The organism is Neoactinobaculum massilliense (genome assembly GCF_900604955.1).
In the GTDB taxonomy this organism is placed as follows: domain Bacteria; phylum Actinomycetota; class Actinomycetes; order Actinomycetales; family Actinomycetaceae; genus Neoactinobaculum; species Neoactinobaculum massilliense.
This window is the reverse complement of the sequence record NZ_UWPE01000001.1, coordinates 842395-864256: the sequence shown is the minus strand read 5'-3', so window position 1 is coordinate 864256 and position 21862 is coordinate 842395. Positions and strand designations below refer to the sequence as shown.

Below are 21862 nucleotides of genomic sequence, written 5' to 3'. Positions count from 1 at the left end.
ACGGATCCGGTCGGCGGTGTCACCAGGCATACCACTCTCGGTCAGAATGCCGGTGATGTCAGACTCCGGCTCCACCAGGCCGCAGATGCACTCACGGCAGTCGTTGGTCCAGCGGGCTGGCGGCTGGCGTCAACTTTCGAGGACTATGTCCGCAAGGAGAGTGCTGACTTGAGTTAGCGGGCTGGTCTCGCGCACAGCATGCTCGCGACGTACGATCTTCTTCTCCGTGAGCTCTTCGACCCGAAGATGTCCTGGAGTCTCCGTAGTCTAGATATTTAGACACGCGAGTCAGTCCGCGACTGCTTGCGAGGCATCTCGAGGGGCGGCGGAGGAACACGGTTGCACGAGTGCGCGCCAGGCGAGGGCGTTGCTATCGAAGTTATATTCGATGAACTCGCGCAGGAGTAGTTGATCGACACGAGTCCTCTCCCGGGAGTCACCTTGGCTCGGCTTATTGGGGTCGAACCGAAGACCTTTCACCATGCTCAGAGTCTGATCGCGGCGGAGTGGCAGGGTGTCATCAAATGCTTGCTCGCACACGGGGACGAGCTTGTTCAAGTCGAGCAGAAGCGAGAAAAGTGGTCACGCGAAGAGCAGACGGTCGTTCGGATGGTCACGATTAACCTGACGCTACCTTAAGCGACGACCGAACTGCGGATCGGCGAGGGTCTGAGGATTAGTTGGTCGGATTCGTGCGCACCAAGGGACTGCGCCTGCGTCTCACTTCGCAATTGGGTTGCCGATGTCGTCCTGATCTAGATGGGATCGCGATACTACGCAGACGCAGGTGCACAAGCACTACCTGTTCCTTGCCAACGACCTCGATATTCCGGTCCTGAAAACGACGCGAAGTCATGTGCGACGTGCGATGCTTAACACCATCTTGGCAGGGAAGCTTGAGGTTGAGGCTCGAGCTAACTGGTTCGGGTACACCATCGATGTCAATCAAAGCTTGTACTTCAATGCGGACGACCCGGGTTTCTTGGATCGGGCGGAAAAGGCCGCCGCGTCAATCTGGCAATGACGGGCTAACCTTGGTCGTTGAGTCATTACGGTGGACGGCCGAAGTGCTTCGCCTCGGCGTTATTGAGGCAGGATTTACGTCTTATGGTGGATCAACCACTTTGACTGCCTTGATGGAGCGTGAGAATGTTTGGCGTTTGTTCCTGAGTACAATTCGGGCGATATCGGGAGCTTCTCAAGATGCGTAGTCGTCAAACAGATGCTTTCCATGACAGGCCTACGTCGAAGAGAGGGCTAATGAGTCTGGTTGGCCGGCCCATGTTGCGTCGGCCTCTGCATACTCAAATGGGCGGGATCTCCCTGTCGATTGGACTCGGGCTCTTCAGCCAGACAACCCGGTGGCTACGGAGCTAGCTCACTTCGAGGACCCCTTGATACAACCATCCACCAGTTCGTCGAACTTGCTCAAAGCGACGGGAAGGTGTGGAAGCGAATACTGTCGTTCGCGTTGGGCTCTGCATCGAACCCAAGCAGTTCCTTTCTTGACACGTATATTGGCCTCGAATTCCTCCGCCAGCTAGGCGTCCGCCTTTACCGTATAGGCACTACGAGCCTGAGACGAGGCTGACTACCGCGACCTCTATGAGGAGTGGGAGGTGGCGTACTTCGCCGACTAGCTTGCTGGTGACATCTATGTGCCCCTGGTGATGAGAGCGTTCCCTGATGAGTGCGAGAGCATACCGTTCTTGAGCAGGTGTTCATCGAGTGGATACCGGCGGACCTTTAAGTAGTTCGTGCTCCATTCGCGCCAACTCATGGTAATGAAAATCCGTACTATTTGGCGGCAGTGCCTCATACTGTGGTTATTCGTGATCAAACTATCTCGGGCAACTGAATTCGGTGCCAACGCGCGAGCTTCGGGACCTCGACCTCACCGCTGTTCAGTCACTCGTTGCGGTAACATAAGCGCGCTGTGGGAACGAGAGAATTGGATTCGAACAGGTTTTTATCCGCCCGCATTGGTGGGTTAAGACCAGTGCGGGTGACAGGCCGCCCCTCGCGTTTCTTGCGGACGTCCACGATCTACCACCGGTGACAAACCCCGTTTGGACGGGGCGCCGGGTACTTTGCAGATCTGATGAAGTGAACTGCATCTCCGCCGACTATCAAAGGCTCGTTGCATCGGACGGCGGTGTGGAGCTTGCGATGGAGCGCTTCAGGCGCGCGACGCTCCGGACATCGTCAGTTGATGCACTCCGGGATGCAATGATTGACGTTAAAGGCTTCTAGGGAAGGAGCATCAGGACCTCACGTATCGACTAAGCCTACGGGCGGCAGTAGCATTGTCTGAGTTCCCGGATCCTGCGGATGTCAAGCGGGTGGTTGAAAAGCTTTATCGAGGCGTTCCAAGATCGTTCATGGCGACCCCAAGGGCACTCGGGTTGACACCGCCCGTGAACTTGAGAATATTAGGGGAAGCATTCCGAAGAAGCGAATGCTTCTTCACTTGCTTATGCACCAGTGGCTCGCCACGCCAGCTCCCTGGAACGTCGATAATCTTGATAACCTCATCCTTGAGTGGCTGACGGGATCCAGTAGTAAGAATGACAAATCGCGAATCGATGGCGAGGTACACGAGGAGACCCTCTAAAATGCGGTCACGATTGCCCGGGAGATCGTTCTTATGTAGTGGCGGTCTTGGGCAGGTATATGAGGTGATCGTGCTCGGTGGGCTGATGCACGAGGTCCGCGATCAGTAAGTGGACTTATCGCTCGGGAATTTGGGGATCGTCCCGGATTTTTCGGTCGGGAAAAGTCCGTGAAAATCTTTGATTTATGGAGTTTCATCGAGTGTTTCTTAGTGGTTTGCTCTGACTTAATAGGTAGTGGGTTCAAGTCCTGCCGAGGGTACCAAGATTGTGCAAGCGCTTCGGGCTGCTCAGCAGCTATTGCGCGTAATCATGAAATGCTCGGACTGTGAGGTCCGAGATTCCTCTTGGAATTTGTAAGGAGTGGGCGGTGATACGAGATGCTCCAGGTACCTGGGATGGACGCCTTCAAGGGGATCGAGGGTCGGGACATAGATCTATTCGCTGTCAATCCACCGCCAGTGAGGACTCGCAAACGGCTCAAAGTCAATGATCCTTCTCTGACGGTTCGCAACGCGTGGGACGCGACATTCAGGTCTCTCGAAGTAAACATCAAGCAGGTTCGAAAGATTTCTCCTAAGCGCAGCTGATCACTCGACAGGAGCTTCGCCAGGTACTCGCGTCTTACTGGGCTGGGCCTACTCCGTCTCCTCAAACGCTGCGAGATTTTCGCGATATTGATCCATCGTTCGCTGAGCGCGCTCTTGCAATGTCGGAGGAAAGCGTGCGCGCCTCCAACGACGAGAAGATCACGCTCGACACGGCGATGTTGATGCTGTTAAGCGTGGCCAGTATCTGAGGGCGGGGCTAACCATTGTATTTATTGGCGGTGCTATCGGTGCATACGTGCTGAGTGGGAGCGCTCTGTTTGCGTCGGTATTCCTAGCAGCACCGGTGTTCGAGTACCTCGGCACAATGATTCGTACGGTTCGGAATAGGCGGGAAGACGGTGAGAACCGCGAAAGCTGATTGATTCTTACGTATCTGTGTGAAGCTCCCCGTGTATTCAAAAGGCGTTCCGCTAGTAATATTTTTACTACTTGGCTTTTAAGGGGAGGTTTCTTGGCTAGCAAGAATGAGGATGCCCGCGTGGACACGATAGCGGGTAAGGTTGATGCGGCCGGAGTCTCCTCGGCGCAGCGCCGGCAGTTGCACAAGACCATCTGGTCCATCGCTGACGAGCTGCGCGGCGCGGTAGACGGCTGGGAATTCAAGAGCTATGTGCTTGGCATGCTGTTCTACCGCTACATCTCGGAGAATCTCACCGCCTACGTCAATGCTGGCGAAGAGGAAGCGGGCGCTCCTGATTTCGACTACGCCCAGCTTGACGATGAAACTGCCGAGGGTGCGCGTCAGGGAATCGTTGACGAGAAGGGTTATTTCATCCTGCCTTCCCAGCTTTTCGCTAATGTTGTGGCGCGTGCGCCTCACGACGACAACTTGAACGAGGCGCTAAGCGCGGTGTTCCGCGCGATCGAGGGGTCCGCGGTGGGGACGCAGTCTGAGGATGACATGCGTGGTCTGTTCCAGGACGTGGACGTGAATTCGCCGCGCCTTGGCCCGACGGTCATGGACCGCAACAAGAAACTCACAGCCGTGCTCCAGAAGATTGCCGAGCTTCCACTTTCCGTCAATTCGGAGACCTCGCGGACGGATCTGTTCGGTGATGCCTACGAGTACCTCATCCACATGTATGCGGCCAATGGTGGCAAGTCGGGCGGTGAGTTTTTCACGCCGCCAGAGGTGGGTGCGCTGCTCGCGCGGATTGCCACGATTGGCAAGACATCCGCAAACAAGGTCTATGACCCGGCCTGCGGTAGTGGAGGACTGTTGCTCGCCGTACAACGGCTGCTCGGCGACGAGAACGTTGGCAAGGGCCTCTATGGTCAGGAGATCAACCTGACTATTTACAACTTGGCCCGCATGAACATGTTCCTGCACAACGTGGGGTTCAATCAGTTCGATCTTCGCCTGGGCGACACCCTCATTCACCCACAGCACGTGGATGACGAGCCGTTTGAGGTCATTGTGTCGAATCCGCCGTATTCTACGAAGTGGGTCGGCAGCGCAAATCCGGAGCTCATCACAGATCCGCGGTTCTCGCCAGCGGGCGTGCTTGCCCCAAAGTCTAAGGCGGACCTTGCATTTACCATGCACATGATCTCGTGGCTGGCCGAGAACGGAACGGCCGCGATCGTTGAGTTCCCTGGTGTGCTGTATCGCGGCGGCGCGGAGAAGAAGATTCGTACGTACCTGCTCGATTCGAACTACGTCGACGCCGTCATCCAGCTTCCGCCCGATCTCTTCTTCGGTACCACCATCGCCACGTGCATTCTGGTGCTCAAGAAGTCGAAGCCGGATGACACGGTCATGTTCATCAACGCCTCCGAGTTGTTCACTCGGAGCGGCAACAAGAACACGATGACGCCGGAGCATCAGACTCGTGTGATCGACGCTCTGAAATCGCGCGAGCCTGAGCAGTACTTCTCAGCGGTGGTACACCGTTCGGACATTGCGAATCGGGAGGACAACCTCTCGGTCTCTGCCTACGTGGAGACGAAGTCCACCCGCGAAGAAATCAATATCGACGAGCTCAATAGCCGGATCGACCGCATCGTCGCCCGCGAGCAAGAACTCCGGCAACGAATTGACGACATTGTCGATGCGCTAGAACGGAGCAGTAGCTGCTGCGACCTTTCGAAGGAACGGAGCAAGTGAACATGTCGTCCTTTGTTGAGCGCGTTCCATTGGGATCGCTTGTCCGCATTTGTAACGGCGGAGATTACAAGAGTTTTGGCCCCGGTGACGTTCCTGTCTATGGGACAGGCGGGATCATGACATATGTTGATCGCGCATCCTACCGGGGGCCGAGTGTCCTTATCCCGAGAAAGGGGTCCCTCAACAAGCTTTATTATGTGGATCGGCCCTTTTGGACCGTTGATACAATCTTCTATACCGAAATTGGTCCGCGGGTTCGCCCGAAGTATCTATATTACTGGCTTGCTAATAAGCATCTTGAGCGATTGAACGAAGCGGCAGGTGTCCCGTCCTTGACCAAGCGGCAACTGAATCGGATCCTAGTAGATGTTCCTGATTTGGCGCGGCAGAATGAGATCGTACAGATTCTTGACTCATTCACCTCGCTGGAGGCGGAGCTGGAGGCGGAGCTGGAGGCGCGCAGGGATCAGTACGCCTTCTACCGCGACCAACTACTGACGTTCAATTCTTCTGTTGAGAGACTCCCGCTTAATAAATTCGCTGTCCTGGATAGGGGACATGGTTTGCAGAAGTCCGATTTCTCGGACTCAGGGGTCGACGCAATTCACTACGGCCAGATCTATACCCGGTATGGCACCTATTCGGCCAGAGCCATCTCAAAGGTTTCGCCTGTCTTGGCGTCGCAGCTGGTGCAAGTTCATCCAGGCGATGTAGTTGTCACGAATACGAGCGAGAACATTGAGGACGTAGGTAAGGCTCTTGCTTGGTTGGGATCTGACAATGCTGTGACTGGAGGTCATGCCACTGTAATTCGTCACGACCAGAATCCCAAGTACCTTGCGTATTGGTTCCAAACGACGGACTTCTTTACCCAGAAGAAGAAGTACGCGTACGGCACGAAGGTCATTGAACTTCCTGCACGTCTCCTGGGGCGCATTGAAATTCCGCTTCCGTCACGGGAAGAGCAGGACCGTATTGTGTCGATTCTTGACAAGTTTGAGGCATACACGACGTCGCTCACCGACGGGCTTCCCGCCGAGATCGAGGCACGGCGGCAGCAGTACGAGTATTACCGGGACCGGTTGCTCTCGTTCTCGGAGGCCAACGCCTAGGCGCTGGTCAACTCGCCTCGGGACGAGGCTCTACTGATCAGCGGGCTTGTATGCGTTGAGCGCGCGCAGCGTCTTGCCGTAGCGCTCGTGGATCCGCGCGGATGCGGCGTGCACCTGCACCTCGTGGGCCCGTTCGGGTCTCATGCCAGCCGTGGCGGACGCTGCCGCTCGTAGATCGTCGGCGAGCCCGCTGCACTCTATGGCGGACGGCATCGTCTGATTGCGGTTGCTGCGGCGTGATTTGGTTTCCATGTATCCATGATGCCAGGGTGGCGTGCGTCACGCGGAGAAGGAGCTGCCTGCGCCGCTACAACTGCTAGCCAGCTAGGCCGGGCGTGGCCACCAGCCTCCTGCGCAATTGCCCGCTTCCCATTTTTGTCGGAGGCACACGCCATAATGGGCACATACCGCGTTTCGGAAGGATTGTCATGAGTGATCTCCCCACTGCCCCCATCGAACCCATGGTGCTCAGCGACGACTCAACGGTCGTGGCCAAGTATGAGCCGGACCGTCGGCCCCGCACGTCCTACCAGAGTGAGGCGGACCTTGAGGCTGAGTTCATGGGAATCCTGGAGTCTCAGGGATACGAGGAGTTTCACGCGAAGGATGAGGCAGACCTGATTGCCAATATCCGCCGCCAGCTCGAGACGCTCAACGCTGACGAGAATTTCACCGGGTTCACGGACGAAGAATGGAAGCGCTTCTTCGATACGAAAATCGCACCCGCATCAGAGGACCCCGCAAAGAAAACCGAACGCATTCAGCGCGACTACATCCAGGTGCTTGAGCGTGAGGACGGCACCACCAAGAACATTCGCCTCATCGACAAAACGGACGTGCACCGCAACCACCTCCAGGTGATGCACCAGTACGCGGTGCCGGGGAGTGCGCAGGGAACTGCGTCGTCGACACACGCAACGCGCTACGACGTCACGGTACTAGTGAATGGCCTCCCGCTGGTCCACATTGAGCTCAAACGGCGCGGCGTACGCCTCCGGGAAGCTTTCAACCAAATCGGCCGGTACGAACGTGAGTCTTTCTCAGCCGGCCGTGGGCTCTTCGAGTATGTACAGATCTACGTCATTTCCAACGGCACCGAAACGAAGTACTACTCCGCAACCACGCGGCGTAGTCACCTTCAGGAAGCGCACAAGCAACGCACTAAGGCGGCGTCGTCCAAGTCCTTTGAATTCACCATGTGGTGGGAGGACAAGGAAAATACGTGTATTTCGGACCTGCGTGACTTCGCTCGCACATTCTTTGGGAGGAACACGCTGCTCAACGTGCTCACGCGCTACTCCGTCTACACCTCCGAGGGCGTCCTCATGATCATGCGGCCCTACCAGATTGTGGCCACCGAGGAGATTCTCAAGCGGATCCGGCTTTCGACCAACTATCCAGACTGGCTGGGGACGCCCAAGGCGGGCGGATACGTGTGGCACACTACGGGCTCGGGCAAGACCCTCACCTCGTTTAAAACGGCACAGCTTGCCTCCAAGATGAAAGAGGTAGACAAGGTTCTCTTCGTGGTGGACCGCAAGGACCTCGATTCGCAAACCGTCAAAGAATACAACCGGTTCGAGGAGGGCTCCGTACTGGCGAATAGCTCCACGGCGGAGCTGGCGCGGCAGATGGAGAATCCCAACCTGCCCATCGTGGTGACCACCATTCAGAAGCTGGACAATTATGTCTCGGCGGCGAAGGGACGCCCCATCTACGACGGGCGCGTGGTCATGATTTTCGATGAGGCGCACCGCTCCCAGTTCGGGGAGATGCACCGCGCCATCACGAAGGCATTTAGACGCTCCAATATTTTCGGGTTTACTGGTACCCCGATTTTTGTGGTGAATGCGACGGCGATGCACTCGCCCGCAGCTCGTACCACCAAGCAGCTCTTTGGTGACGAGCTCCATCACTACACGATAGTGGATGCCATCCGTGACAAGAACGTGCTGCCATTCAACATCGATTTCGTCAACACGATGGAGAAGCACAACGTTGAGGATAAACAGGTGGAGGGCATTGACACGAACTCAGCCCTGCTGGCTCCCAAGCGTATTACCGAAATCGTGAACTACACCCTGCAGGACTTTGACCGGAAGACGCTTCGAAATAAGGCTTATCAGCTCAAGGACAAGCGGGTGCGTGGGTTCAACGCTCTGTTCGCGGTGCAATCTATTCCCGCGGCGCGGCTCTACTATGAGGCCTTCAAGAAAGCACAGAAGGACCGTCCTGAGAGTCAACGGCTGAAGATCGCCACCGTGTTCTCCTACGCACCCAACCCTGAACTAGAGGGCGGCATCCTGGGGGACGAGTCGCTGGACACCGATCAGCTCTACGGGGATGATCGGGCTTTCCTCGATTCGGCCATCGCGGACTACAACGCTACGTTCGGCACGAACTTTTCCAGCGAGGGCAATAGTTTCTCCAACTACTACATGGACGTCACCAAGCGACTTCGGGACCGAGATCTGGATATGGCAATCGTGGTGAACATGCTGCTCACGGGATTCGACGCACCCGCGCTGAACACCCTGTTCATTGACAAGAATGTGCGTCAGCATGGGCTCATTCAGGCCTTCTCACGTACCAACCGCATCCTTAACTCGGTGAAGGCCTACGGAAACATTGTGAGCTTCCGGGACCTTCATGAAGAACTAGACGAAGCTCTGGGGTTGTTTGGTGGTCCTGGTGCTCAAGATATCGTGCAGTTGCGGCCTTACAGTTACTACCTCAAGCAGTACCTCAAGGCTATCGAGGAGTTGCAGCAACTGTATCCGGTGGGGCAGCAGATTCTCGGGGAGACGGCCCAGAAGGACTTTATCGCGCGCTTCGGGGAGATCCTCAAGCTCAAGAACGTGCTGGTGTCTTTTGATTCGTTCGACGCCGATAACCCGCTTCCTGAGGGAGTTGAGCAGGATTACACCTCCATGTACCTAGACCTGTACGAGGAGATGCGGCCGCCAAGAGTGTACCGTGATAAGGAATCTATCCGGGATGACGTTGAATTCCAGATGGAGCTCGTAGAGCAGGTAACGGTCAACGTCGATTACATTCTTATGATGGCTGAAGGCTACAAGAACGCCGAACCCGCTGAGGCCGAGGCAATTAAGCGGCGGATGATCAAGAGCCTGGATGCCTCACCGGACCTGCGGTCTAAGAGCGATCTCCTGGAGGGATTTCTCGCAGAGATCAACGATAATCCGCAGGCCGGAGGCGGCCGCATCGATGTGGCTTGGACCAACTATGTAGTGGAGCAGCGTGATCAGGAACTCGCCGAAATCATTGAGGAGGAACGCCTCAAGCCAGAGCCCACGCGCAGCTTCATGCGACGTGCCTTCCGCAGTGGGGAAGTACCTACCAGTGGCGAGACGGTCACGAAAATCCTCCCCAAGGTGTCCCGCTTCGCAAAAAACGACGCCTACGCGGTGACCAAGGAGCGCGCCCCTGGAAAACTGGAGACTTTCTACGATCGGTATGCGCCGCTGTTGCGCGTGCCGGAGGCGTAGGGCGCGGCATTACTTTGCGACGCGCGCGTGGGGCACGCTCGACCACCGGCCGCAGCATCTACCACGTACCTTTGCGGCGCGTCGGAGAGCGGCGTCGTTCGAAACGGCGGCAAGTCGCGCGCCTCTTCCACTACGCAACCGGTGCCACAGAGCCAGCTATTCGCTCCCGGTAGCATGGGTAGAAAGGAGGCGGCGTGGCACAAACAGGAGCATATGAGACACGGACGCCGGGCAGGCAGCCGGGAGCACATGAGACGCGGAGGCCGGGCGTGCAGCGGTGGCGGCTCGGCGTCGCGCTGGGCATCACCGCGGCCATTCTGGTGGCTGAGATTATCGGCGCGGCGGTGACTGGATCCCTCGCGCTCCTCGTGGACGCCGGCCACATGGTCACGGACGTTGCCGGACTGGCGGTAGCCCTTGGCGCGGCCACCCTCGCAACCAGGCCGGCCACCTCGCAACTCTCCTGGGGATGGCGCCGCGCCGAAATCCTCGCCGCGGGCGTGCAGGCCACCATTCTGCTCGCTGTCGGCATTTACGCGATCGTCGAGGGCATCCGGCGCCTCATCGCCCCGCCTGAAGTCCACGTCGCGGGCCTGCTCCTGGCCTTCGGCATCCTCGGCCTGGTGGGTAACATCGCCTCCCTGCTAGTCCTTCACGCCGGCCGCGGCTCCAGCCTCAACATGCGCGCGGCGTTCCTTGAAGTCGCCAATGACGCGCTCGGCTCCGTCGCCGTCATCGTTTCCGCAATCCTGCTCGCCACGCTCGGCTGGACGCGTGCGGACTCCATCGCCGGTCTGCTCATCGCGTGCCTCATCATCCCGCGCGCTTTCATGATTTTGCGCGAGGCTGGGACCGTGCTCATGGAGGCCACGCCCTCCGGGGTCGACGTCGAAGCGATCCGCGAGTTTATTCTTTCCGTCGAGCACGTGCGCGCTGTCCATGACCTGCACATCACCGAGATTTCTACCGGATTACCCGTACTCACGGCGCACGTCATCGTGGAGCGCTCCTGCTTCCATGACGGGCACGCGCCGCGCATCCTCGACACACTGCAAATGGGCGTGGCTGAGCGCTTCCCGATCGGCATTGAGCACTCCACGTTTCAGCTGGAGCCCGTCGGCCACCTGGGCCATGAGCCGGAGCTGGTGGATACGTCAGTGACCGAGGCGGACCGGAACGGCGACGGCAACCAGCACCGCGCGGATACTTGCGCATCGGCTTAGTAGTAAGACGTATCTGCCTAGCACACCGACGCTTGCGCTTCGATCTAGCGCAATAGTGCTTATCTGCTTATCTGCCCAGCGCGTTGCGCAAGTATCCCTCCGGTTACCTGAAGTTTCCTGGACGTTTACAGCGAATTTCTAGCGTGGGGCTATGACCAAAAAGTTCATGGCCACGGCCGCGGCGCTCACCGCGACGGCAGCGCTGGTCGTCACCGGCGCGCCCTCGTTGGCGGCGTCGCTCCCGGAGGCGGCGGGCGAAGACGGCCCCTACACCAGCACATCCATCCAAACCACGGTCAACACGGACCCGGGTGCCCGTGGCTCCATCGCGATCCTCCCGGACACGCAGTTCTACTCTCGCTACACGGCGGATGGCAATCTGTTTGCCCAGCAGTACGGCACGAACGTACCCAATCCATTCGAGTCTCAAACTCAGTGGATCGTGGATAACTCCAGCAAATACAACATTGACATGACCCAGCATCTCGGTGACGTGGTGGATCAGGTAGGTAAGCCGGGCGAATATAGCGTGGCCCGCGCGGCCATGGGCGTTCTCCATGACGCCAAGGTCCCCTTCGCCATGATCCCCGGCAACCACGATTTCATCGACCAGTCCCGCTGGCCCGCCGGATACGAGGGCGGCTGGAACACCTACCTCGGAAGCTTCCCAATGAGCTGGCAGGCCGAATCGCCGTCGTACGCGGGTGGGGATTCGCCGTCGGGCGCCGCAAACTACCACCGGTTCACGGTGGCCGGCGTGCCGATGATGAGCATCAACCTGGCCGATGAGCGTGACTACCCCTGGGCTGCGCAGATCCTGGACCAGAACCCCACCGTCCCCACGATCATCACCCAGCATGACATTCTTAACGTGTCCCCGACGGGCGCCGCCACCACGGATCCCACGGGGGAGAAGCTCTGGACTGATGTCATTAACGGTCACCCGCAGGTGTTCCTCACCCTCTCCGGCCACAACCACGGTGCCACAAACCGGGTTCGCTATATCAACAATGACCCGAATTTGCCCGTGCTGCAGCAGGTGATCGACTACCAGATGTACTACGAGGGTGGTAACGGCCTCATGAGTCTGCTGGAATTTGATTTCACGCACGGCCAGCTCTCGCTCACCTCGTTCAGCCCCTGGGTACTGGAGAAACCGAAGGCGAAACTCACGGAGCTGGACGTGGCGCTTTTCCCGGACAGTGGTGCCACCTACACGATCCCCTTTGATTTCGCGGATCGCTTCAAGCAGTTCGACGCCGACTTCCAGCCCGCCGGTAGCGTGGGCTCCGCGTCCAGCGCCCTGCGTACCGATATCAGCGCTCGGTATACCGCGCCGAAGGCACTGCCGCTGAAGGAACCCGCGTCCAGCGAGGACTACGTGGACGCGTCCAATACGGCGGCGCACTGGCGCCCGGCGAAAGATAAGAATGGGAGCATCTTTTACAGGGACATCACCGGGAACGGCAACGATATGACCCTGCGCGGTGCGGACACAGATGGCACCGTGACCCTGACATCGGACACGGACGCATTCTCCTCTGCACCCGAAGCTGTCCACTTCGCGACGGCTCCGGGCGGCTCGGGCCGATACTTCGAGACGGTTGCTGGTGCGCCGATTAACTCCAACAAGTTCACGGACGGCTACACGGTTGAGGCCTTCATTCGGATCGCGCCCGGTGAGGGACATAAGTGGATGACGTTCCTCAAGCGTATGCCGCAGGCTTTTGGCGACGAGGATGGGGCGGCGGGCTTCGCTACGTCCAGTCTCAACGAGGTCCAGTGGGTATCCGCGGGCGCCAACGATACGGAAACCTGGTCCAACTGGTCCGGGGAGATCTTTGAGAACCAGTGGTACCACGTAGCCGCGGTGAACAACGTCAAGGAACATTCTGTGGAGTTGTTTGTTGACGGCAACCCGATTCTGCGTAATCGCTACGGCGAGCGACACGACGGCATAACGACCGGTACGGGTGATTCGGTGGCACCGTGGCTCATCGGTATGGGCGGCTCGGGTGCCACCGGGGAAACGTGGGATGCCTGGCATGGCGATGTTGGCGAGGTGCGCATCACCGCGGGTGCGCTCCCGCGCGATCAGTGGCTCACCGGCCGTGGTCAGGTGACTCCGGCTGAGCCGACGGTCAAGGGTGGCATGCTGCAGGCGGATGCTACGGATCACGTGAGCTACACGTACACGGTGAACGGTGTAACGACGCCGTTGGGTTCCGCTGGTGCAACGCTTTCGAGTGCTGTTAAGAACGTGACCGTCACCGCGACGGCGGACGAGGGCTACCTGCTTGGCGTGGATGGCTCTGGCGCGCGGATTACATCGCGGAGCTGGACGCTCACAAATGATGCGTACGCGAAGCCTACGGATGAGCCCAGCTCGGAGCCGACGAGTAAGCCGACCGTGGTGCCGTCCAGCGGCGCTCGCGAAGTGCACATCAAGCATTCGCTGACCGCTGGTGTGGCCGACGATGTGCACCGTCTGGGCAAGCGCGGCGACACCGTGCTGATCGGTGACTGGAACGGTGACGGTATTGATACCGAGGCTTCGGTTCATGGCAACACGATCACGATTCCCGCATCCGGCAGCCAGAAGGCTGTGACATTTGCTTATGGCCGGGCCGGTGACGAATTCATTGCCGGCGACTGGGACGGGGACGGGAAGGATACCGTGGCTGTGCGCCGCGGCAACCAGTTCTTCGTGAACAACCACCTGGCCGGCGGCGAAGCCCAGCGGGTGTTCGTCTACGGCCGCGCCACGGATCGCGCGCTGGCCGGTGACTGGAATGGAGACGGAAAAGATACGTTCGCCGTGCAGCGCGGCAACATGCTCCACCTGCGTAATGTGCTGGCGGGCGGTAGAGCTGACCGGGTGTTCGCGTACGGCCACGCATCGGATCACTCACTTGCCGGTGATTGGGATGGGGACGGGAAGGATACCGTGGCTGTGCGCCGCGGCAACCAGTTCTTCGTGAACAACCACCTGGCCGGCGGCGAAGCCCAACAGACGTTCGCCTACGGCCGTACCTCGGATACTCCGGCGGCCGGTGATTTCACAGGCCTCGGCCGCGACACCGTCGCCGTTATCCGGTAGCGCCGTCGCCGCCATCCGTTGAGCCGGCCGGCGACGTCATACGGTTCACCAGTTCGCACAACGGCTCGTGCCCGGGTAGGGAGCGTCCCCACCCGGGCACTCCTTTATCCCGCCCGCTGCGCCCAGCCACAGCCCGAGCCAAACCCGGTACCGCTCTCGCGGGCGTTGCCGCTCTCACGCAAGCCTTTGCCGGCCCCGTAATTAGCGTGCACTAGTATCGACCCATGCATTTAGTTCCTCGCCGGCCACCGCGCGGGCGCCATTTTGCGCCCACCTTTGGCGGGCAGGAAGCCCTTGTACACCCCGAAATACGTACCAAGGCGCCCACATCGGCGTCGTCGGACCGAGCGAACCCAGCGGGCACGCATACGCTGCCCACCCAAAACGCTCAACCGTCCCCATCCGGTGCTAATTCCGTGGCGCGCAACAGCTTCATCATGTTCCTGGGCACGCTGGTCTCCCGAATCTTGGGGCTGGTGCGCTCGCCGATTATTCTCGGCGCGGTGGTGGGCCTCACCATGCCGGCCGGCAACGCATTCCAGATCGCTAATAAGCTTCCCAACCTGCTCTACATGATCGTGGTGGGCGGACTGGTCAATGCGGTGCTGGTGCCGGCAATTGTGCGCGCCACGAAACGTGACCGCGACGGCGGGCAGGCATTCATTAACAAGCTGCTCACCATCACGGTGGTCGGGCTGGGCGCAATCACGCTCATCATCACGGTGGCGGCACCGCTGGTGGTGAAGATGATGGCCGCTACGCTCTCGCCGGCCTGGTACGAACTCACCGTCGCATTCGCCTACTGGTGCCTGCCACAGGTGTTCTTCTACGGGCTCTACACGGTGCTGGGGCAAATCCTTAACGCGCGGGAAAACTTTGGACCATACATGTGGGCGCCGGTGGCTAATAACGTGGTGGCGATCCTGGGCATGCTGGCCATGATGTGGATCTTTGGAACCACGGCGGAAACGGCGGGCTCGGACCTGAGCGCCTGGACGGGCACGACAATCGGGTGGTTGGGCGGCATCTCCACCCTGGGTATCGCGGTGCAGGCCCTCATCCTCATTTTCCCGATGCGTTCTCTGGACATCACCTTCCGCTTCGACTTCAACTGGCGCGGCTCCGGCCTGTGCACCGTGGGTGTCACCTCGTGGTGGATGCTGCTCACCATGCTGGTCTCCATCATCCCCACGGCGCTCGTGTCCAACGTGGCGGCGGGCGCCTCAAACCGCGCGATTGAGGCCGGCATGAACACGGAGTGGGTGGCCGGCAACTTCGCCTATGACACCGCCTATTCCATCTACTCGATCCCCACCTCCCTGTTCGTGGTGTCGATCGCTACCGCCGTGTTCACGCGGATGTCCAAGGCTGCCTCGGAACGCAATACGAAGCGGATGCGCGACGACGTCGGACGCACGCTGCGGGCTGTTTCCGCCATCATGTTTCTGTGCGCGGCGGGCATAGTCACCTTGGCGGGCCCAATTTCGAGGCTGTTCGCGATGGCCTCCTCCCCGCGGGAGTGCGTTACCTTGGCGCACGTGGTGGCCACGATGGGGATTGGGCTCACGGCCATTGGTGCGGTGACCGTGCTCAACCGCGTGTTCTATGCGTTTGAAGATACCCGTGGGGCTTTCCTTATTTCCCTGCCAGTTCAGGCGCTGGCCGTGGTGGCCTATATCATCTGCGGTTTCCTGCCGCCCGCGGATGTGGTGGTGGCGGTGGGGATCATTATGTCCGTCACTAATCTTCTTGCCGTGCCGCTGATGCTATGGGCGCTTTCCGACCGGCTGGGCGGGATTCCGTGGGGGAGTCTTATTAGCTTCCACGTGAAGCTGCTGGGCGTGACTGTGGTGGCATCCCTGGGTGGCGCATTTGTTGTCTCCCGCATTGGTCCGCTGTTCGGGCCGTTGAGCATCGGCCGGGCGCTGGCCGCCCTGGTATGCGGCGGTGCGGTGATTGTGGCCATGTACATTGGTGGCATGAAGCTGGTTGGCCTGCGTGAGATCGACGCGCTGCTGCGGCCGATCAAGCGCATGGCCCACAAGGTGAGAGGGAAGCGGAAGTAATGGGCCACGTGCCGGTAGGTTTGAGGTGCGCGGTTGTGCGCCGCGGAACCCCTGCTGCGTCCCGAGAAAGAAGAACCATGCCTGCTGATATTCTCCCGGTCATCTTTGGTGACGAGGTTGAGGCCTATGGTTTCGCCCGGCTATTCCACGAAACCTATGGCATCACCGCCCACGTGGTGGCGCCCTATCCGCGCGGTCCCATCAACAACTCGCGGATTCTCACGCGCGAACTGGTGGGCCGCGGCGTGCTTTCCAGTAGCAAGCTCATACCGGTAATGAACCGCATTGCCACCGAGCATCCGGGGAAGCGGCTCATCGGGCTTATTAATTCGGATCGCGGCATTGAAGTGATGACACATCACGCCGGGGAAGTGGACCCGGCCTGGTTCCTGCCGATCGCCACACCGGAAGCCGTGGACCTGGCTAATTCCAAGGAGGAGATGGCCAGGGTGTATGAGGAACTGGGGCTCGCCGCGCCGCCGCGCGCCACTCTCAGCCTCGCCCAGCCGGACACGTGGGAGGCTGCCCTGGCCATGGACACCTTCCCGGTGGTTATTAAGCCCAGCCATCAGCGCGATCTGGTGACGTACCGGACGGCCGGCCTGCACAAGGTAGAGACAGCAGATTCGGCGCCCCAGCTTCGTGCCCGGCTGGAAGAACTCGCGGCGGCGGGCGCGAAGAGCGAACTCATCATCCAGCAGCTCATTCCCGGCGACGACACCTGCCAGTGGGTGGTCAACGGCTATGTGGACCGCAGCGGTGCCGTGACGGCGGCCGGCTCCGGGCAGGTGCTGCTGGGCCTGCACCACCCGATGTACCTGGGTAATGCCGGCTTCATCATGCTGAACCGTGAGGGCCGTTTTGTGGAGGACGCCATCCGCGTTGTCCAGCGCGTGGGCCTGCGCGGCTTCTTCTCCATGGACGTGAAGGTGGACCCGCGCACGGGCACCGCCTACTGGCTGGACCTCAATCCGCGCGCCGGACGCGGGCACTATTACCTGAAGGTGGGCGGCGTGAACCTGGCTACCGCCCTGGTGGATGATCTGGAAGGAACGCGGGGACACAGCCAGCGTGTCACCGAGGACGGTATCTTCCGCATCCTCCCCGCCTCGCTCCTCAGTCACCGCTACCTGCGCGACCCCGCCCTCTACGCCGAGGTCAAGCGGATCACCCGCGCACGCAAGCCCGTGGATCCGCTGAATTACGCGGCGGACCGGAACCTCAAGCGCACCCTTTACCGGCTTATCCACGACCGTCGCGAAGCCAAAGCCATGCGCACCTACTATCCGCGCGTTACGCGGTCCGGGTTCTAGCGGAGCATTGCCGCGCGGCCCCACCTCGCTTATGACGGCGCGGTGGGGCTTGGCTCCAGGAGTTAACTACTACCGGATGCCACGGCGTCGTCGGACTAAGAAATAGCTCCGAGCGGACCGGCGAGCAGACTCAGGGGCTTCACAAACATGCCGAGGAATTCCTCCACGTTCCCGTCTAGCTTGCGCTTGTACTCAAGCACGTTGTAGTCCTCGGCGTCGCGCGAGAAATCGCCGGTGATGCCGAACGTGTTGTACATGGTGATGTCACCGCGATCCGCCGCCCAGCGCAGCAGCGCCGATTCGATGGGGTAATCGCGGTTGTAAACGGTGAAGTCCTTGTTGAGGCCACGCAGGAGCTGAACAATCTCGTTGCCGCAGCGGTAGGCAAGTACGGCGGCGAAGGGAACGTTGTCGCCGTACTGGGCCAGGAGGCGGCTGGCACCCTCACGGGCGCGCAGCTGGGAATCACGCTGGTTATTGAGCTCCTTAAGTGCGCGCACCTTCTTGGTAGTTTCCGGCGGGCGCTCATTCTTGGCGATCTGTTTGTCCAACTGCTCCAGGTTCGCGTTGATCTCCTTGAGATACGCAGCGGGGGAGGCGTAGGCAACGAGAAGGAGAGAACGCTCCGGGCCCATCTCGCGCAGCAGGTCCTTGTAAAGGCGCGCGGAGGCCGCCGAGATCGGGGCCATATGCGTGCGCTCGCGGGATGATTCGTGGAGGCGTTCGAAGATCTCGAAGTCCTCCGGGCCGAGGAACTTGACCGACACCCCGTAGCGGCCCACATGCTTGACCTGGCGCCGCATGGTGGGCGTGAGCGAATCAGCGATCTCCTCGAAGTCCTTGCCCGCGATCTCCTTTGTGTAGATGAAACGCACCTGCACGTCCGCTTGCTCAGAAAACTCCTTATCCACGTGCTGGTAACCGTGGGAAGCCAGGAGCGCGGTCGTGGCCGTGCCGATTTCGGCGTCGCCGGTTTTCGTGGCGTCGCGGTAGTAGGCCTTGGCGACGGGCGGATTAAGGCGCAGGGAGAGGACGCGGCGGTTTTTACGCAGGAAGGCCTCGAGGTGGTCAAGGAAGAAACCTGCTACCTCCTTGTTGCGCCAGTCGAGCGTAGGGCCGTACACCAGCTGAGCACGCAGGAAGAAATGCTTCCACGGCTGGTACGTGAGGAGCCCGGCAGCCAGCACGGTGCCATCGTCCGCCCGCACGGCGGGGTAATCCACCCTCATGCCCTCCCGCCTACGCACGCGACCGTACTCGGCGGTTTGAGGGAGGAATAGGCGGTCCTGTTGCGAGGCGAAATCGTTATATTCAGAGTCCGAAAGCAGTGCAAATTTCATTTGTCTTGAGGGTAGTAGACCGCGCTGTGGATGTACTCATGCGCGAAGCGAATATGAGATACCGGACGGTGGAGTGCGTGGTCCCGTAGGGTGATGGGGTGACGAACTCTAGTGATAACTTCCCGAACGACGCCGAAGCGCGCGTTCCTGCGCAGGATCCGGGTGTCGATGCGGGCGCGGGTGACGTTGCGCAGACCGGGGACGCGGTGGGCGGGCGTCAGGGTGCGGACGGAGGGGATGGCCTGCGCGGTGAAGTGGAGGCTGTGATTGCGCCGCCCACGCCGGAGCAGCTCGCGGAACTGAAGCGGACGGTGCGGCGAAGGTTTGTGATTGCCGCGGTTGCCGGCGTGGTACTGCTGGTAGTCGGATTCTTTGTGGGCCGTGCGGTGGGGAATCACGTTTCCGGGGAGGCGGTAAACGGCGCGGTGGTGAGCGTGGAGTGTGAGATCTCAGCTGTAGCAGATGGGCTATTCGTGTAGCAGGGCGGCGCTGGCGGGTTGGTCTGGTCTGGCAGGTTGATTCGGTGGAGTGAGGTACTCTCTGCCATCGGCCCGGGTGGTGGCGTTCGCCACGATTCTGGCGTGCGGTTGAGTGGGTGATGGCCGTGTTTACGCGGTGTTGCGCGGATCCGAGGGTGGTAAGCATCCGGGGTCCCTACTGCTGCCCTCTAGAAGTTTTGTGGGAGAGCTATTAGTATCTATTGACGTCGCTGATCCCGCATAGCTCAACGGCAGAGCATTCGACTGTTAATCGAAGGGTTGTTGGTTCGAATCCAACTGCGGGAGCGTTACAAACCCGCGAGATACCAACAAAAGGTAGCCCGCGGGTTTTCTTTATTCCCCGCTTGGTGGGTATGAGGAGTTGGTGACCGGTCACCTTATTTGCGCGTACCTACACACCTATGTCCGGCATTGCTGTCAGGACCGCCGCCATCATCATCGCTCAGGGTGCACCTTCAAGAACGTGGCCGCTCTCGCCTCCCATGTGGGACTTGCACCCCGCACCCGTCAGTCCGGCGCCTCAATCAAGTCCGACACTGTCTCTCACTCGAGCAACAAGCGCCTCAAACGGGTTCTCTTCCTGTCCGCGTTCGCCTCTCTCCGCACCGACCCGATCTCGCGCCGGACTCACAACAAGAAATGCGCCACCGGGAAACGCCACAACCAAGCTGTCATTGTCCTCGCCCACAAACGCCTCGCCGTCACCGACGTCGTGATACGAGACGGCACTCTCTACGAGCCCCAGCCTGTCAAATAAACCGCCTAGCCACTTGGACCCACAGCATAGGGGCCCAGCAGCTAATCTTTCGGCTTGTGGAGATCTGGTAGGAAGCTGTCTCCACTCAGCATCGTTTGGCCTTGCACTTCTTCACGCTCAAGCTCGGCGGCCCTCTCATTAGCCTCAGCCAAGGTCATTCCGCCTTCCCATGGCTTAAGAAATGGAAAAGACCCAAGCTGAACGAGCGCGCCCGCCCCAAGCGCTATCCACGCCACCGACATAGAATGCGTGACCAGGAGCGCCGCTCCAAAGTAGGCCGGAAAATACACGCACAGAGGAACAATCGTCGGCACGAGACCTCCTGGAGCATCATGATGCCGAATCTTCGAATACTCCCGGTCCACAACGCTCAGAATCGTCTCGCACACGACCATCGCCACGGCGTTGGCCACGAAGAGATCATGAAGACGCCAATTCCCCAATGAAATTCGACTCATCACCGTCGCGGCCACCAGCACAAGGGCCGCGGTGAGGCTCCCGATGAGCAAGTGCCCGGTCCACACATACACGAACTTGATCGGCTTCCAATCAGGATCAGACTCACGCGCCATTGTCATTCTCCTCTTGTGCCCGGACTACCCGAAGCATGCGCTCTTGATACTGTCGAATCCTAGAAGAGCTTCGAGCATCTTAGCCGCTTCATTACCAATCTGCGCGGCCGCAACTCCATGCTTGATTGCCCACAAAATTCCTTTAACGGTTCCGTAGATTTTCTTAGCCTTCTTCAACCAGCCAATGATTTTCCCAAAAGGAATTCCGTACTGCCCCACAAAACTGGCGATGGCGAGACCACAACTCCACCAGGACATAAGAGAAACGGTCTCCGCGGGCAAAGATGGTAGCGAAGATGATGGAGTCCTCCCAGCGCGTACTGCGTCTACCGCCGCCGATATGCGCGCCTCATAATTTGGAGTTGTCTTCGGATCGGCATTCTTGAGTTCCGTAGGAAGTTGATCGAGTACGCGAATCAACTCGTCGAACTCCTCGTCGCTCATCACAGCGCCTTTGATCTCAGCCGCAGAGGAGACCGCCGTCTGTTCCTGTCCCGTTTCTGCGTTGGCCTGCGCAGTAATTCCCGCGCAGGCCAACGTAAGCGCCAAACTTGTTATGCCACCCACAAAAGCATTCGTCGCCTTCATAGTTTCCCCTTTGAAACGAAATTACCTAATCGTTGATTTAGGTACTCGGCAATATACCCGCAGTATGGACGAGTGCCAAGTAACTTACGCGAGAACTAATTATCGAATACGCGCTCGGGTAAACTCGCACTTGCCCCTACGCGCTTCCTTACTCAGCCCGCAGGTGAAGAAACATCCCCGCACAATCCCGTCACGGCTCACTATGGCGTTATTAGTGATTGCTCTGAGACAGGACAATCACTAGACGAATGTGTCCTGACACAAGACTGTTGCCCATGCCCCGAGATTGGATAAGCAGTCAGGTCGTTCACGCAAAGACCGTGCCGAGCTGGCCAACATGGTGGGCTACGTGCGTGAGGAAGACACGGTGGCTGCTACGAGTATGGACCGCCTCGTCCGATCAGTGAGACCTCGCCCAACAACTCGTCGCACGGGGCGTCCACATTAAGTTC

General features: G+C 59.4%; 15 protein-coding genes, 1 tRNA gene and 1 pseudogene. 13 read left to right on the top strand and 4 right to left on the bottom strand.

The features are described from left to right. Positions 1-787: 787 nt before the first annotated feature. The 4 genes from EIH27_RS03760 (at position 788) to EIH27_RS03750 (ending at position 6442) form a co-directional block, all read left to right on the top strand. Entirely contained in the window at positions 788-1024 is a 237-nt protein-coding gene (locus EIH27_RS03760; RefSeq protein ID WP_124039613.1) for a hypothetical protein, read from the top strand. A gap of 1434 nt (positions 1025-2458) precedes the next feature. Next, a complete protein-coding gene (locus EIH27_RS07830) occupies positions 2459-2614 on the top strand; it encodes a hypothetical protein (protein WP_164461591.1) in 156 nt (51 codons plus the stop codon). A gap of 1087 nt (positions 2615-3701) precedes the next feature. After that, positions 3702-5330 carry a type I restriction-modification system subunit M gene (locus EIH27_RS03755; protein WP_241152999.1) on the top strand — a complete coding sequence of 543 codons (1629 nt, stop codon included), beginning with the start codon at positions 3702-3704 and terminating at the stop codon, positions 5328-5330. 2 nt (positions 5331-5332) lie between these two features. Beyond that, the gene (locus tag EIH27_RS03750; protein ID WP_124040132.1) at positions 5333-6442 is read left to right on the top strand and encodes a restriction endonuclease subunit S; all 1110 of its coding nucleotides are present in this window, start codon (positions 5333-5335) and stop codon (positions 6440-6442) included. Positions 6443-6472: 30 nt separating this feature from the next. On the opposite strand, the gene EIH27_RS03745 is transcribed toward EIH27_RS03750, so the two are convergent. Then, positions 6473-6694, bottom strand: a complete 222-nt coding sequence (locus EIH27_RS03745) for a hypothetical protein (protein WP_124039612.1) — start codon at positions 6692-6694, stop codon at positions 6473-6475. A gap of 176 nt (positions 6695-6870) precedes the next feature. Between EIH27_RS03745 and EIH27_RS03740 the strand changes: the two genes are divergently transcribed. The 5 genes from EIH27_RS03740 (at position 6871) to EIH27_RS03720 (ending at position 17653) form a co-directional block, all read left to right on the top strand. Then, positions 6871-9951 carry a type I restriction endonuclease subunit R gene (locus tag EIH27_RS03740; RefSeq protein WP_124039611.1) on the top strand — a complete coding sequence of 1027 codons (3081 nt, stop codon included), beginning with the start codon at positions 6871-6873 and terminating at the stop codon, positions 9949-9951. 194 nt (positions 9952-10145) lie between these two features. Further along, the gene (locus tag EIH27_RS03735) at positions 10146-11174 is read left to right on the top strand and encodes a cation diffusion facilitator family transporter (RefSeq protein ID WP_206424874.1); all 1029 of its coding nucleotides are present in this window, start codon (positions 10146-10148) and stop codon (positions 11172-11174) included. A 151-nt stretch (positions 11175-11325) separates the two neighbouring features. Continuing rightward, positions 11326-14274: a LamG-like jellyroll fold domain-containing protein gene (locus EIH27_RS03730; protein WP_124039610.1), complete on the top strand. Its 2949-nt coding sequence runs from the start codon at positions 11326-11328 to the stop codon at positions 14272-14274. Positions 14275-14498: 224 nt separating this feature from the next. Beyond that, complete coding sequence (murJ, locus tag EIH27_RS03725; protein WP_124039609.1) at positions 14499-16340, top strand: murein biosynthesis integral membrane protein MurJ; 1842 nt, start codon at positions 14499-14501, stop codon at positions 16338-16340. A gap of 77 nt (positions 16341-16417) precedes the next feature. Further along, entirely contained in the window at positions 16418-17653 is a 1236-nt protein-coding gene (locus EIH27_RS03720) for a carboxylate--amine ligase (RefSeq protein WP_124039608.1), read from the top strand. 95 nt (positions 17654-17748) lie between these two features. Here EIH27_RS03720 and EIH27_RS03715 read toward each other — a convergent pair whose 3' ends face one another. After that, a complete protein-coding gene (locus EIH27_RS03715; RefSeq protein ID WP_124039607.1) occupies positions 17749-18993 on the bottom strand; it encodes a lipid II:glycine glycyltransferase FemX in 1245 nt (414 codons plus the stop codon). Positions 18994-19091: 98 nt separating this feature from the next. Here EIH27_RS03715 and EIH27_RS03710 point away from each other — a divergent pair, with 98 nt between their 5' ends. The 3 genes and pseudogenes from EIH27_RS03710 to EIH27_RS03700 all read left to right on the top strand — a co-directional run. Continuing rightward, positions 19092-19472 carry a hypothetical protein gene (locus EIH27_RS03710; RefSeq protein WP_124039606.1) on the top strand — a complete coding sequence of 127 codons (381 nt, stop codon included), beginning with the start codon at positions 19092-19094 and terminating at the stop codon, positions 19470-19472. Between the two features lie 234 nt (positions 19473-19706). Beyond that, positions 19707-19778, top strand: a tRNA-Asn gene (locus EIH27_RS03705). Between the two features lie 110 nt (positions 19779-19888). Continuing rightward, positions 19889-20250, top strand: a pseudogene (locus EIH27_RS03700) (transposase); the annotation flags it as partial. A 41-nt stretch (positions 20251-20291) separates the two neighbouring features. On the opposite strand, the gene EIH27_RS03695 reads toward EIH27_RS03700, so the two are convergent. Both EIH27_RS03695 and EIH27_RS03690 read right to left on the bottom strand, forming a co-directional pair. Beyond that, entirely contained in the window at positions 20292-20822 is a 531-nt protein-coding gene (locus tag EIH27_RS03695) for a hypothetical protein (RefSeq protein WP_124039604.1), read from the bottom strand. Positions 20823-20846: 24 nt separating this feature from the next. Continuing rightward, on the bottom strand, positions 20847-21410 hold the full coding sequence (locus tag EIH27_RS03690; RefSeq protein WP_124039603.1) for a hypothetical protein: 564 nt from the start codon (positions 21408-21410) through the stop codon (positions 20847-20849). Between the two features lie 286 nt (positions 21411-21696). Between EIH27_RS03690 and EIH27_RS08125 the strand changes: the two genes are divergently transcribed. Continuing rightward, a complete protein-coding gene (locus EIH27_RS08125; protein ID WP_124039602.1) occupies positions 21697-21858 on the top strand; it encodes a recombinase family protein in 162 nt (53 codons plus the stop codon). Positions 21859-21862: the final 4 nt, after the last annotated feature.

Bases quoted from the DNA above. Each gene is read 5' to 3' on its own strand.
- EIH27_RS03750 (WP_124040132.1), top strand. From the start codon at position 5,333: ATGTCGTCCTTTGTTGAGCGCGTTCCATTGGGATCGCTTGTCCGCATT.
- EIH27_RS03745 (WP_124039612.1), bottom strand. From the start codon at position 6,694: ATGGAAACCAAATCACGCCGCAGCAACCGCAATCAGACGATGCCGTCC.
- EIH27_RS03740 (WP_124039611.1), top strand. From the start codon at position 6,871: ATGAGTGATCTCCCCACTGCCCCCATCGAACCCATGGTGCTCAGCGAC.
- EIH27_RS07830 (WP_164461591.1), top strand. From the start codon at position 2,459: ATGCTTCTTCACTTGCTTATGCACCAGTGGCTCGCCACGCCAGCTCCC.
- EIH27_RS03690 (WP_124039603.1), bottom strand. From the start codon at position 21,410: ATGAAGGCGACGAATGCTTTTGTGGGTGGCATAACAAGTTTGGCGCTT.
- EIH27_RS03730 (WP_124039610.1), top strand. From the start codon at position 11,326: ATGACCAAAAAGTTCATGGCCACGGCCGCGGCGCTCACCGCGACGGCA.
- murJ (WP_124039609.1), top strand. From the start codon at position 14,499: ATGCATTTAGTTCCTCGCCGGCCACCGCGCGGGCGCCATTTTGCGCCC.
- EIH27_RS03695 (WP_124039604.1), bottom strand. From the start codon at position 20,822: ATGGCGCGTGAGTCTGATCCTGATTGGAAGCCGATCAAGTTCGTGTAT.
- EIH27_RS03720 (WP_124039608.1), top strand. From the start codon at position 16,418: ATGCCTGCTGATATTCTCCCGGTCATCTTTGGTGACGAGGTTGAGGCC.
- EIH27_RS03715 (WP_124039607.1), bottom strand. From the start codon at position 18,993: ATGAAATTTGCACTGCTTTCGGACTCTGAATATAACGATTTCGCCTCG.